13 protein-coding genes and 1 pseudogene are annotated in these 11,754 nt (G+C 69.1%); 9 read left to right on the plus strand and 5 right to left on the minus strand.

Features of this window, described 5'->3' with window-relative positions; all coding sequences use genetic code 11:
• Positions 1-119: 119 nt before the first annotated feature.
• On the minus strand, positions 120-515 hold the full coding sequence (locus QQX04_RS14500; RefSeq protein WP_301130431.1) for a hypothetical protein: 396 nt from the start codon (positions 513-515) through the stop codon (positions 120-122).
• Positions 516-832: 317 nt separating this feature from the next.
• On the opposite strand from QQX04_RS14500, the gene QQX04_RS14505 reads away from it, so the two are divergent.
• The 5 genes from QQX04_RS14505 (at position 833) to QQX04_RS14525 (ending at position 2,912) form a co-directional block, all read left to right on the plus strand.
• Positions 833-1,123 carry a DUF6966 domain-containing protein gene (locus QQX04_RS14505; protein WP_301130432.1) on the plus strand — a complete coding sequence of 97 codons (291 nt, stop codon included), beginning with the start codon at positions 833-835 and terminating at the stop codon, positions 1,121-1,123.
• 108 nt (positions 1,124-1,231) lie between these two features.
• Complete coding sequence (locus QQX04_RS14510) at positions 1,232-1,513, plus strand: type II toxin-antitoxin system RelE/ParE family toxin (RefSeq protein ID WP_301130434.1); 282 nt, start codon at positions 1,232-1,234, stop codon at positions 1,511-1,513.
• Complete coding sequence (locus QQX04_RS14515) at positions 1,500-1,802, plus strand: HigA family addiction module antitoxin (RefSeq protein WP_301130435.1); 303 nt, start codon at positions 1,500-1,502, stop codon at positions 1,800-1,802. Before QQX04_RS14510 ends, QQX04_RS14515 begins: the two co-directional genes overlap by 14 nt.
• Positions 1,803-1,825: 23 nt before the next feature.
• Entirely contained in the window at positions 1,826-2,341 is a 516-nt protein-coding gene (locus QQX04_RS14520; protein ID WP_301130437.1) for a GNAT family N-acetyltransferase, read from the plus strand.
• Positions 2,342-2,492: 151 nt separating this feature from the next.
• Positions 2,493-2,912 (plus strand): hypothetical protein, encoded by a 420-nt coding sequence (locus tag QQX04_RS14525; RefSeq protein WP_301130439.1) that lies wholly within the window; start codon positions 2,493-2,495, stop codon positions 2,910-2,912.
• 140 nt (positions 2,913-3,052) lie between these two features.
• On the opposite strand, the gene QQX04_RS14530 is transcribed toward QQX04_RS14525, so the two are convergent.
• A complete protein-coding gene (locus tag QQX04_RS14530) occupies positions 3,053-4,000 on the minus strand; it encodes a pseudouridine synthase (RefSeq protein ID WP_301130441.1) in 948 nt (315 codons plus the stop codon).
• An 85-nt stretch (positions 4,001-4,085) separates the two neighbouring features.
• On the opposite strand from QQX04_RS14530, the gene QQX04_RS14535 reads away from it, so the two are divergent.
• From QQX04_RS14535 to QQX04_RS14545, 3 genes are read left to right on the plus strand one after another with little or no spacing between them, the layout of a single operon-like run.
• The gene (locus tag QQX04_RS14535; protein ID WP_301130442.1) at positions 4,086-4,427 is read left to right on the plus strand and encodes a YciI family protein; all 342 of its coding nucleotides are present in this window, start codon (positions 4,086-4,088) and stop codon (positions 4,425-4,427) included.
• A gap of 15 nt (positions 4,428-4,442) precedes the next feature.
• Positions 4,443-5,588, plus strand: a complete 1,146-nt coding sequence (locus tag QQX04_RS14540) for a VanZ family protein (RefSeq protein ID WP_301130444.1) — start codon at positions 4,443-4,445, stop codon at positions 5,586-5,588.
• A 4-nt stretch (positions 5,589-5,592) separates the two neighbouring features.
• Positions 5,593-5,958: a RidA family protein gene (locus tag QQX04_RS14545; protein WP_301130446.1), complete on the plus strand. Its 366-nt coding sequence runs from the start codon at positions 5,593-5,595 to the stop codon at positions 5,956-5,958.
• Between the two features lie 6 nt (positions 5,959-5,964).
• On the opposite strand, the gene QQX04_RS14550 is transcribed toward QQX04_RS14545, so the two are convergent.
• On the minus strand, positions 5,965-7,803 hold the full coding sequence (locus QQX04_RS14550) for a phosphoenolpyruvate carboxykinase (GTP) (RefSeq protein WP_301130447.1): 1,839 nt from the start codon (positions 7,801-7,803) through the stop codon (positions 5,965-5,967).
• A 192-nt stretch (positions 7,804-7,995) separates the two neighbouring features.
• Entirely contained in the window at positions 7,996-9,855 is a 1,860-nt protein-coding gene (locus QQX04_RS14555; protein WP_301130449.1) for a phosphoenolpyruvate carboxykinase (GTP), read from the minus strand.
• Between the two features lie 118 nt (positions 9,856-9,973).
• On the opposite strand from QQX04_RS14555, the gene QQX04_RS14560 reads away from it, so the two are divergent.
• On the plus strand, positions 9,974-11,407 hold the full coding sequence (locus QQX04_RS14560; protein WP_301130450.1) for a helix-turn-helix transcriptional regulator: 1,434 nt from the start codon (positions 9,974-9,976) through the stop codon (positions 11,405-11,407).
• A 61-nt stretch (positions 11,408-11,468) separates the two neighbouring features.
• On the opposite strand, the pseudogene QQX04_RS14565 reads toward QQX04_RS14560, so the two are convergent.
• A pseudogene (locus QQX04_RS14565) lies at positions 11,469-11,754 on the minus strand (methyl-accepting chemotaxis protein); the annotation flags it as partial.

Raw genomic sequence — 11,754 nt, forward strand, 5'->3', positions numbered from 1 at the left:
CTATTCGGCTACGGAATGCGGTGGAGTTCAGGTTTAACGTTTAGCGAATGGCGCTTGCCCCGTGGATGTCGAGGTCTAGATGGCCGCGACCATCTGCGGCGACGACCGCTCCTGAACGCCTACTGAGAGAACTTGAAGCGAAGGCCCTGGAGCGCGACGGGCTGATCATCGAGCGGATATATCTCAAAGTCGATTTCGTCGCGCGCAAGAGAATCGCTGAGACCCCACACGAGTAGCCCGGGCCCGGGCCCGTCATCGGTCCCTTCCGCGTAGCCCTCACCCAGGTAGGGCTCATCGAGCGCAAGCCCGGACTCGTGGAGAACAAGCGGCTTGACGGTGAATGAGGGGCAAGTCCCACACCCGCAACTTGGTCGGGCCTTCGCGTCCTGCCCGAGTGTTGCTGTGTCTCCCGTGCGGCCGTTCCAGGTGGCCAGCCAGGCCTCGACGAGGGCCCGCTCTTCGAATGAGAGGGCACGCCAACCTGCGATTGGGGTCCTTCGGGCCGTGTCCGCCATGCGCTCACGATATGGGCCTTCGCGGGAGCGTGCCAAAGCCGCTCTAGCCGACGATCGCTCATCAGGCAGCTCCGCGCAACGGCCTCAGCTTTGCGTCGAGCCCGGCTCGCTCAAGACGTTTATCGGCTACGGAACGTGGTGGAGTTCCGCTTCAACGTGTAGTCGCTTCCGGCGCGTGGCGGTAGTCCGCATGGGCTGCCGCAGCACCTGGCGGTCGACAGACGCCAAGCGCTGGCGAGACATCGGAGCTTCTTGGACCGGCGGCTCGTGGCGCTTCCACGGCTGGCTTGTGTGCGAGATCTGCAATTATGGCTCAGGTGAACCCTGTGCCGGATGGCGAAGTGGACCGTTTGCTCGCCACGCTCGAATCGATGGTCGTGCTGTTGCGCTCTTCGGATGAGCCGTTCTGGGCGGACTGGATTGAGCATGCTCGGAACGAGATCCAGCGCCGAGATGCCCACGGTCTGGATCGTCTGCTCGGCGCGTATGGGGGCATGGGTAGTTTGAACGACCTGTATCTCGGACGCGAGGCCGCCCGGTTCGATGCGCTGAAGGACGATGCGTGGTTGATCGCAAGGGACCTCCGGGCCGAACTGCGCGGTGCATAGGTGCCCTTCGCGCCCAGTGCGGACGCAGACGTTATTCGGCTACGGAACGCGGTCGAGTTCCGCTTTAACGTCTAGCGTTATTGACGGGAGCCGTTATACACTCTCGGCGTGATCAGATCGTTCGGTGACAAGGACACTGAGCGGCTGTGGCGTCGTGAGCGTGTGCCGTCGCTTGATCCCCGGATTCAGCGGGTGGCGCTGCGCACGCTTCGCCAGCTGGGATCCGCGGAGACCCTCGAGGACTTGAGAGTGCCGCCGGGGAATCGGCTCGAAGTCCTGAAGGGCGATCGATCTGGTCAGCACAGCATCAGGATCGATGACCAGTGGCGGATCTGCTTCGTGTGGACCGATGCTGGACCGGAGGAGGTGGAGATCGTTGACTACCACTGACAAGATTCCGCCCATCCACCCGGGCGAGGTTCTCATGGAGGACTTCATCGAGGGATTCGGGATCACTCAGAACAGACTTGCCGTGTCGATTGGCGTACCGCCTCGGCGCATCAACGAGATCGTCCACGGCAAGCGCGGAATCACGGCCGACACCGCGCTCCGGCTCGCGAAGTACTTCGGCACCTCCGCTCAGTTCTGGTTGAACCTCCAGACTCACTATGAGCTCGACATTGCGGAGGATCGCGCTGCGGAGCAGATCGCCGCGATCACTCCTCTGCAGGTGGCCTGAGCGCAACGACGGGAGGGCGCGCGGTGAGCGACTTCGTCGCATACGAGCCCGGCGCGCACGGAGAGCTGCGGGGTGGGGTTGTCGAGATCAGACCGGCGACCCAGGACGACGCGCCGGGACTGGCTGCGGTGATGTCCTCGCGAGGTGGGACGCCCAGCGATCACCTGAAGGCAGCTCAGCGCCTCATCGATCGCCTCCCGGTCCTCCTGCTGGCCGAGAGTGCGGGCGACGCCGTCGGGTGGTGCGGAGCTCAGCGGTCCGTCATTGAGGCGCACGGCCACCCGGAGTGGCTTGTGGGGGGTCTCACGGTCATCCCCGAGAGTCGCCGACGCGGGATCGCGAGCCGGCTCCTGCAATGTGTGCTCAAGGCTCGCGCAGACGGTAGCCCCGGTGAGCCCCTGTTCAGTGTGGTGAATGCCCGCAACCCTGCGTCAATCGACCTCCACCTCGCGCTCGGGTTCATCGAGGTCGCGCGGGCATCGACCTTCGCGGGCATCCAGTTCACTGGGGGTGAGGGCGTGCTGCTTCGACATCCGTGAACTCGGCGACGCGACTCGTAGTCCGGCCACGGAACGCGGTGGAGCTCAGGTTCACTGCGGAGTCGCATTCGCAGGCGGGAGGCGGCGCCAGCGGCGTCGTTCCTTCACGGAGATTCCGTGTTCGGTGGCCGGGTGCCGCTACTCTCACGCCATGACGCTTCGTCACATCGCTCGCAGGAGCGCTTCTTTCTCCGTACTCGTGGTCGGGCTCATGGCCGGTGGGTGTGCCGCGCCGACCGCTGATCCAGTCCAGATGGTGGCGGCCGATCCTGATGAGTGGGTCGTGGTCATGTTCGAGGACACGGACGACCAGTTCGACTCCGGTCTCATGGATGCGCTCCTCGACACGGAGATGGCAGCCGATGCAGCGCTGGCGGAGGCCGGAGCAGGCTGGATCGATGGCAACGATGTCGGTGACTACAGCTACGAGCTCTACTTCGTGGGCGATGACGCGACTGAGATGTGGTTGCTTCTCGACCCGATCTTCGCTGACGCACCTGTCGCGTGGACTCGTGTCGAGTTGCGGGAGTCACTTGAAGACCCGTCGCCTGAGGTGCTCGCTCAAGGCTGAGTAGTTGGGCGAGGAGTGGCTTCATCGCGCCACTTGTACGGCAGCGATTCCGCGTCTTTGCGCGAGCGCGGTCGGTCCAGTTCTGGGAGGCGGTTGCGTGGGCCGCGTCCAACGGCGGGCCGTGGGCTCCGACGCCGGGGTCAGCCCTCGTGGTGGTGAGGCAGGCTCGGTGGATCCGCGGGCCACTCCAGCGCGCGCGTGCTCACGTAGTCGCGCTCGATCCCGTCGAGAGGATCGGTGAAGCGGAGCCGACGCGCGACCAGTCGCAGCGGTGACGAGAAGTCCGACGGGTCGTCCTCCACCACCTCGGGGTAGAGCGGATCGCCGACGAGAGGGAGGCCCGCGTCGGCCATCTGAAGCCGCAGCTGGTGAGTCTTGCCGGTGAGGGGCGTGAGCCGGTAGAGCGCGTGGTCGCCGCGCACCTCGACTACCTCCACGAGCGTCTCCGCGTTGGGCTCTCCGGGGACGAGCCGCGCCTGGAGCACGCCACGGTCCTTCTCGATGCGCCCCACGAGCCGTAGGGGGAAGGTGAGCGACGCGTCATACCTGCCGATCGCGTCGTACGTCTTGGACATGCGGCGCGACTGGAACACCTTCGCGTACGCGCCGCGGCATGCACGGTGCGTCGTGAACACCAGCACGCCGGCGGTGAGGCGATCCAGCCGATGAGCGGGCGCGAGCTCTGGCAGATCCAGCGCGACGCGCAGCTTCACGAGCGCCGTCTCCCGCACGTGCGCGCCGCGGGGCATGGTCGCGAGGAAGTGGGGCTTGTCGACCACCAGCAGGTTGTCGGTCCGGTCGAGCACCTCGATGGGGAACGGGACCGGCACCTCGGGCTCGAGCGGGCGATGGAACCAGACGAAGCGATGCGGCCGGTAGGCCTCGTCGCCGGTGAGGACCACCCCGGCGTCGTCCACGAACTCGCCCTCGGCGAGCCGCCGCTCCACCTCTGCCTTCGCGGGGAGCCGCTCCAGCAGGAACTCACGGATCGTCGCCCAAGGAGGTGCGCCGTCGAGTCCTGGGCCGGGCATGCGCACCCACGCGGCGTCCAGCCCGTGACGCTGCGGTAGCGGGGAGCGAGGAGGCATCAGCTCACCTGGGGGACGCGGACGACGGGCACGGAAGCATCGTACGGACGTCGCGGCCCTCAGGGGTGCGTACTAGCGTGTGGCCATGACGCGCTACATCATCTCGTTCCCCAGCGAGGCCATGGTCTTCCCCGAGGAGGACCTCCCCGAGGTGGCACGTGCGGCGCACGCGGCGCTCGACGAGATCAAGGCCGCGGGCGCGTACGTCTTCGGTGGCGGGCTCAACGAGGACGTCGCTCCGGTGCGCGTCACGGCCGACGGTGCGGTGAAGGACGGTCCCTACCCGCAGACCGAGGGCCTGTGGGGTGGCTTCACCATCGTGGACGTGGCCACGCGCGACGAGGCGCTGATGTGGGCGGCGAAGATCGCCGACGCGTGCCGTTGCGACCAGGAGGTCCGCGAGTTCCAGTACGACCCCGAGTCCTGACGGACGGGCGGACGCATGTTCGAGACCTGGGCGTCGCCAGCGCTCGCGGCAGTGCTCGCGGGTGCAGCCCTGTGGGGGGTGCTGCTCACGCCGCTGCTGCTGTACCAGGTGCGCGCCTACGGAGGGTTGAACTACCGCCGAGTCTTCGGCGCAGGACTGGTCTCGATCTATGGCGTCGCGCTCGTCGCCTACACCCTGCTCCCGACTCCCGGCGCTGAGACGTGGTGCTCGACCGACCACGAAGGCGCGATAGAGCTGAACGCCTCCCACTCGATCGGGGACATCCAGTGGGCCGTCTCCCGATTCGGGCTGATCGGATCCCTCACGTCGTTCACGGTGCTTCAGGTCGTGATGAACATCGTGCTGTTCATCCCCTGGGGCGTCTTCGCCAGGCGCTACTTCCACATGCCCTTCATCCTCGCGGTGCTCTCGGGAGCATTCGCCTCGCTCGGGATCGAGTTGGCGCAGTACGCGGGAGGCTGGACGTTCATCGGCTGCCAGTACAGGGTCGCTGACATCGACGACCTGATCGCGAACACGCTCGGAGCATTGCTCGGTGCGCTGATCGCGCCGTTGGTCCTGTCGTGGATGCCCGCCGCGCGCAGGCTCACCCGCGAGCGGCTCGATCCACGAGAGGTGTCGGGTCTGAGGCGCGCCGCGTCGGTCGTGATCGACCTGGTGATCGTGTGGGGAGTGGCGCTCGCGGTCTTCCAGCTGGTCGCGTGGCTCGCCCCGGTGAGCGGCTCCGACGCGGCGGCTGCGGGCCGGCATGCCCTCGCCTTGGGAGCGGGCGGGCTCGTGGCGTTGCTTCCGACGCTCGGCGGCTCCGGCGCGTCGATCGGGGAGCGGACGCTGTGGCTCCGTCCCCAGACCAGAACGGGAACGGCGCCTGGCCGAGGCCGGACGGTCCTGCGAGGTCTCGCGGGGACCGGCGTGTATGCCGGGCTGGCCGCGTGGGGGTCGTCGGTCGAAGGGGTGGGCCTCGGCGCCGAGGTCATCGTGGTCGCCGCCCACGCCTACGGGGCGACGCTCGTCCTCTGGGCCGGGATCGACCCGCGAGGCGGCCTTGCCGACGCCATGACCGGCTGCACGACGGTCGACGCGAGGGGCCGGACACCGTCCACAGGCTCTGGCCCCCAGGCGAGCGGCCTCGTACCGTGACGTCATGAGCGACAGGAAGCTGATCTCCTCAGGAGGTCCGTGGGAGGACCGCATCGGGTACTCACGCGCCGTGGTGCAGGGCGACTGGGCGTTCGTCTCGGGCACCACGAGCACCGAGAGTGACGACGTCGCGGAGCAGGCCGACGCCGCGCTCGCGATCATCGCCGCGGCGCTCGAGGAGGGTGGCTTCTCCATGGCGGACGTGGTCCGGGTGCGCTATCTGCTGCCGGATGCCTCGGAGTTCGAGGCATGCTGGCCCACGCTGCGACGCTGGTTCGGCGACGTCATGCCGGCCGCGACCATGCAGCAGTGCGACCTCCTCGACCCCGCGATGCGGATCGAGATCGAGGCGACCGCCTTCAAGGGCTGACGGCCGTCACGCGGCGCTGCTGCGCCGTTCCTGCATCGCCCGCAGCTGGGTCCGTGTGCGGCACAGCTCCTCCTTGAGCCGCCTCGGGGTGTGGTCCCCGAACGCCTCCACGTAGCGCATGTCGTCCTCGCACTCGGCGAGCAGGTCCATGGGATCCAGGCGCAGCAGCGCGGCCATCGTGGCGGGGGTCACCTCGGTTCCCTGGAGTGGGATCGCCCCCGGAGCCGGGAGCGTGCCGACCGGCGTCTCGACGCCCTGTGCGCGGCCGTCCAGACGGTCAGCGATCCACGCGAGCACGCGGACGTTGTCCCCGAACCCTGGCCACAGCAGCCGGCCTTCGTGGTCTGTCCTGAACCAGTTCACCTCGAAGATCGGCGGGGGCTCGGCTCCGGCCTCCCGCACCGCGTCGCCCACGTCGAGCCAGTGCTGCCAGTGGTCTCCCAGGTTGTAGCCGCAGAAGCGGCGCATGCCGAACGGGTCGTGCCGCTCCGTCGTCTCCGTGACCGAGTCGTTGACGGTCTCCTCGGTGAGCAGGGTGGCGCCCATGAGCACCCCGTGATCCCAGTCGCGTGCCTGCCTGACGAGCGGCACCGCGCGCGAGCGTCGGCTGCCGACGATGATGGCGTCGAGCACCACCCCGGCGGGGTCGTCCCACGAGTCGGCCATGCCGGGGAACTGGTCCGCTGAGACGGCGAACCGTGCGAGGGCGCGGGCCGCGGGTCGGCCGCTCGCGGGGGTCCACCGCTGGCCCGTCCAATCGGTGACGCCGGTGGCGGGCGGGTCTCCGAGCGACTCCCACCAGACGTCACCGTCGTCGGTCACCGCGGTGTCGGTGAAGAGGGTGTGGCGGCTGATGGCGTCCAGGGCCGTGCCGGTGGAGGGCACGACGCCGTACATCCCCGCCTCGGGGTTGATGGCGCGCAGCCGTCCATCGGGGCCGGGCGCGATCCAGGCGACGTCATCGCTGAGGGTCTCGACCTTCCAGCCGGGGAGCGTGGAGGTGAGGGTGGCCAGGTCTGTCTTGCCGCATCCGGGCGGGAAGGCGGCGGCGAGGTGCCGCTGGCGTCCTGCAGGGTCGGTGAGGCGCAGCAGCGCCATGTGCTCGGCGAGCCAGCCCTCGTCCCGCGCGAGCGTCGAGGCGGAGCGGAGCGCGAGAGGCTTCCACGCGAGGATGCTCGCGCTGCCGTGGGCGGCGCCGTACGCCCACATCTCCTTGTCCTCGGGGAAGTGGCACACCTGCTTGGTGAGGTTGCGGGGCATGGGGGACGCGAGCCGTCCGTCACGCAGTGGACGGCCGACGCTGTGGACGCCCCGTACCCAGGAGGCGCCGGGGTCGAGGCGTGCGAGCACGTCATCCCCGACGCGAAGCATGGCATGCATGTTCGCCACGAGGTACGCGGAGTCGGTGATCTGCACGCCCATCCGCGCCATGGGGCTTCCGAGCGGTCCCATGCAGAACGCGACCACGTACATGATGCGACCCGACATGGCGCCCGCGAACAGCGAGGGCAGGATCTTGCGCATGTGCTCGGGGTCGGCCCAGTTGTTCGAGGGTCCCGCGTCGGCGGGGTCGACGCTGCACGTGTAGGTCCGGGAGCCCGCGTCGTCCAGGTCGGCGGGGTCCGAGCGCATGACGTAGCTGTCGGGGCGGATCGCCGGGTTGAGGCGGACCGCGTTGCCGTTGCGGATGAGCCGGTTCATGACGATCTGCCGTTCGGCCTCGCTGCCGTCGCACCATTCGATGCGTTCGGGCGTGGTGATGGCGGCGATCTCGGCGACCCATCGGGCCAGCGGCTCGGGCGCGACCGGCGGGGTGGTGAGCGGCAGGCTTGCGCTGAGGGTCATCGCTCCTCCTTGAACGACGCGCCGGGTCCGGGTGTGGGCCCGGTACGCCCCACGAAACTCGCACCGCGGGGGCTTGTCAAACGCGTGCAGGTGGGGGAGCGCTCTCTCAGCGAAGGGGTGCGGACATGACGATGCCGGCGCCCCTCAAGGAAGGCGCCGGCACCGTCGCCGCGGCGAGGTCGAACCCCCGAACTACGCCGCGGAGCTCCTGTGCTGCTCGAGCATGCCGCGCAGGCGGTCGCGCAGCAGCCTCAGCTCGTGGTGGATCTCGTCGGGCACCTTGTCCCCGAAGGTCTCCAGGTAGCGGGCCGCGTCGTCGGACTCGGCCAGGTGGGCGCGGGCATCGATCCGGAAGAGCTCGCTCCACTGCTCCGGGGTGACGCCGGCGCCGTCGATGTTGATGGCCTTCGAGGCGGGCAGCACGCCCACGGGGGAGTCGACGCCCTCGGCGCGACCCTCGAGCCGGTCCAGGATCCAGGCGAGGACGCGGATGTTCTCGCCGAAGCCTGGCCAGAGGAACTTGCCGTCGGAGTCCTTGCGGAACCAGTTGACCTGGAAGATCGCGGGCTGCTCGACGCCCGCCTTCTGAACGGCCTTGCCGACGTCCAGCCAGTGCTGCCAGTAGTCGGCCATGTGGTACCCGCAGAAGGGGAGCATGGCGAACGGGTCGCGGCGGAGCTCGCCGACCGTGCCCTCGGCTGCGGCGGTCTGCTCGGAGGAGATGGTCGCCCCCATGAAGACGCCGTGCTCCCACGAGCGGGACTGGGCGACGAGCGGGACGTTGCTGGCGCGTCGGCCGCCGAAGATGATGGCGTCGAGGACGACACCTTCGGGGTCCTGCCAGTCGTCGGAGATGGTGGGGCACTGCGCCGCCGAGACGGTGAAGCGCGCATTCGGGTGGGCGGCCTTGGTCCCGGACTCAGGGGTCCAGGAGGCACCGGTCCAGTCGACGAGGTGGTCGGGCGTCTCGTCGGTGAGCCCCTCCCACCAGACGTCGCCGTCATCGGTGAGGGCCACGTTCGTGAAGACCGTGTTGCCCCACAACGTCTCGACGGCGGTCTTGTTGGTGCTGATGCCGGTGCCGGGGGCGACTCCGAAGAAGCCTGCCTCCGGGTTGATGGCGCGCAGCCGGCCGTCGGGCCCGGGAGCGATCCAGGCGATGTCGTCGCCGATGGTCTCGACCTTCCAGCCGGGCACCGTGGGCGCGAGCATCGCGAAGTTCGTCTTGCCGCAGGCCGACGGGAAGGCCGCCGCCACGTGGAAGACCTTGCCGCGCGGGTTGGTGACCTTCAGCAGGAGCATGTGCTCGGCGAGCCAGCCCTCGTCGCGCGCCTGGACGGAGGCGATGCGCAGCGCGAACGCCTTCTTGGCGAGGATCGCGTTGCCGCCGTATGCGGAGCCGTAGGACCAGATCTCGCGGTCCTCGGGGAAGTGGCAGATGTACTTGGTCTCGTTGCAGGGCCACGGCACGTCGGCCTGGCCGCGGGCGAGCGGCGCGCCGACGGTGTGCGCGCAGGGCACCCACTCGGTGTCGGGTCCGATCTGCGCGAGCGCCGAGTCGCCCATGCGAGTCATGGTGCGCATCGAGGCGACCACGTAGGGGGAGTCGGTGACCTGCACCCCCAGGCGCGCCATCGGACTGCCCACGGGGCCCATCGAGAACGGGACGACGTACATGGTGCGTCCCTCCATCGACCCGCAGAACAGGTCGGTGAGGGTGCGGCGCATGGCGGTCGGCTCGGCCCAGTTGTTGGTGGGGCCGGCGTCCTCCTCGCGCTCCGAGCAGATGAAGGTGCGGGACTCCACGCGTGCGACGTCCGAGGGGTCGGAGCGCACCAGGTAGCTGTCGGGGCGCTTGCGCGGGTCGAGCTTGATGGCGGTGCCGGTGCCGACGAGCTTGTTCATGAGGCCGTGGAGCTCGGCCTGGGAGCCGTCGCACCAGACGATGCGGTTCGGACGGGCCAGCTCCGCCATCTCGGCGACCCACGCGACGACGCGGGAGTCGGCCTGGGGCGGTGCTGCGATGCCGCTGGGGTTAGCGGTGACGGTCATCGTTCCTCCTCGAACGTTCGTCAATCTTGCTCGGTACTTCCGACGCTAAGCCTGTCTGCGCGGTCTTGACCCCCTGTTTCGCGCGAAATTTCCGCGATTCTTTCGTTAGAGTGAATTCATGGCCGATCTCACCACTCTGGGCCGACGGGTGCGGCACTTCCGCACGGCCGCGGGCCTCACGCTCGACCAGCTGGGCGCCGACGTCGGCATCGCCGCGAGCCAGCTGTCGCTGATCGAGAACGGCAGGCGCGAGCCAAGGCTCAGCCAGCTGGGCGAGATCGCCGCACGACTCGACGTCGCCGTCGCCGACCTGCTGGATGAGTCGCCGCCCGACGAGCGCTCGGGCCTCGAGATCGAGCTGGAACGCGCCCAGAAGAGCCCCGCCTACCGCGAGCTCGGCCTGCCGGAGCTCCGGCCGTCCCGCACGATGGCGGACGACACCTTGCAGACGCTCGTCGGCCTGCACCGTGAGCTCGATCGTCGCGCGCGCCAGGCCGTCGCCACCCCCGAGGAGGCGCGGCGCGCGAACACCAGGCAGCGGAGGTGGATGCGCGAGCGTGACAACCACCTGCCCGAGATCGAGCGCGTCGCCGACGAGGCGGTCGCCGCCGTCGGTCACTCCACCGGCGCGCTCACCCACAGGTCCGTCGCGGAGATGGCCGAACGGCTCGGGCTCACGATCGTGCACGTGGACGACCTGCCTCACTCGGCCCGGTCGGTGCTGGATCCCGATCGCGGTCGCATCTACATCCCACCCGCGTCGATCCCCGGCGGGCACGGACTGCGCTCGCTCGCGCTGCAGGCCATGGCGCACGTGATCCTCGAGCATGAGGCGCCCACGGACTACGCCGACTTCCTGCGCCAGCGGCTCGAGGCGAGCTACTACGCAGCCGCCTGCCTCATGCCGCAGGCGCCCTCGGTCGAGTTCCTCCAGAAGGCCAAGAACGAGAGGCGCATCGCGATCGAGGACTTCCGCGACGCGTTCGGCGTGACCCACGAGGCTGCCGCCCTCAGGTTCACCAACCTCGCGACGTCGCATCTGGGCATCCGTCTCCACTTCCTGCGCGTCACAGGAGACGGCGCCGTGGAGAAGGCGTACGAGAACGACGGGCTTCCGCTGCCCGTCGACGTGACGGGATCGACCGAAGGGGAGATCGTCTGCCGCTACTGGAGCGCGCGCCAGGCCTTCGCGCGAACCACCCGCACCACCGAGTACTACCAGTACACGGACACCCCGGCCGGCACGTTCTTCGAGGCCACGCAGACCGGCGCGGGATCACCGGGGGACTACTCGATCACGCTCGGCGTGCCGTACGCGGAGTCCAAGTGGTTCCGTGGGCGGGAGACCACCAATCGGGCGGTCTCGCGATGCCCAGACCTCAGCTGCTGTCGCGCCCCCGACTCCGACCATGCCGCACGGTGGGGCGGACGGGCCTGGGCGAGCGCGCGCGTGCATACGCACACCTTCTCGCCGCTGCCGCACGGAACGTATCCAGGGGTGGACGACAGGGAGCTCTACGAGTTCCTCGCGTCCCACGTGGACGACGACTGAGGCGCGCGCCCGGGTAGCCCGGCGCCGCCCCTCGGCGGTCCAGGGTGGCCGGGGGCCTGGTTCAGCCCGCGGTCGCGACCCTCTGCAGGTCCGCAGAGGCCGCCTTCACCTCCGCGACGTGCGCCACGACGTCGGACGCGTCCCTGTCGGTGAGAGCGGCGGCGTTCGCGACGTCCGACACCGAGCGCGAGATCTCGTTCGTGGTGGCCGACTGCTCCTCGACCGCGCCCGCGATCGACGTCTGCACGTCCGACACCTGGTCGATCAGGGCGGTGATCGAGCTGAGCGCGCCCGTCACGTCGGCCGCGTTCGACTGCAGCTCCGAGATCATGCCGGTGATGCGCGTC

The organism is Demequina zhanjiangensis (assembly GCF_030418315.1).
GTDB lineage: Bacteria > Actinomycetota > Actinomycetes > Actinomycetales > Demequinaceae > Demequina > Demequina zhanjiangensis.

What these genes read in the sequence shown, in the direction of transcription:
- QQX04_RS14500 (WP_301130431.1), bottom strand. Translation starts at nt 515, where the DNA reads ATGGCGGACACGGCCCGAAGGACCCCAATCGCAGGTTGGCGTGCCCTC.
- QQX04_RS14525 (WP_301130439.1), top strand. Translation starts at nt 2,493, where the DNA reads ATGACGCTTCGTCACATCGCTCGCAGGAGCGCTTCTTTCTCCGTACTC.
- QQX04_RS14530 (WP_301130441.1), bottom strand. Translation starts at nt 4,000, where the DNA reads ATGCCTCCTCGCTCCCCGCTACCGCAGCGTCACGGGCTGGACGCCGCG.
- QQX04_RS14535 (WP_301130442.1), top strand. Translation starts at nt 4,086, where the DNA reads ATGACGCGCTACATCATCTCGTTCCCCAGCGAGGCCATGGTCTTCCCC.
- QQX04_RS14540 (WP_301130444.1), top strand. Translation starts at nt 4,443, where the DNA reads ATGTTCGAGACCTGGGCGTCGCCAGCGCTCGCGGCAGTGCTCGCGGGT.
- QQX04_RS14545 (WP_301130446.1), top strand. Translation starts at nt 5,593, where the DNA reads ATGAGCGACAGGAAGCTGATCTCCTCAGGAGGTCCGTGGGAGGACCGC.
- QQX04_RS14550 (WP_301130447.1), bottom strand. Translation starts at nt 7,803, where the DNA reads ATGACCCTCAGCGCAAGCCTGCCGCTCACCACCCCGCCGGTCGCGCCC.
- QQX04_RS14555 (WP_301130449.1), bottom strand. Translation starts at nt 9,855, where the DNA reads ATGACCGTCACCGCTAACCCCAGCGGCATCGCAGCACCGCCCCAGGCC.
- QQX04_RS14560 (WP_301130450.1), top strand. Translation starts at nt 9,974, where the DNA reads ATGGCCGATCTCACCACTCTGGGCCGACGGGTGCGGCACTTCCGCACG.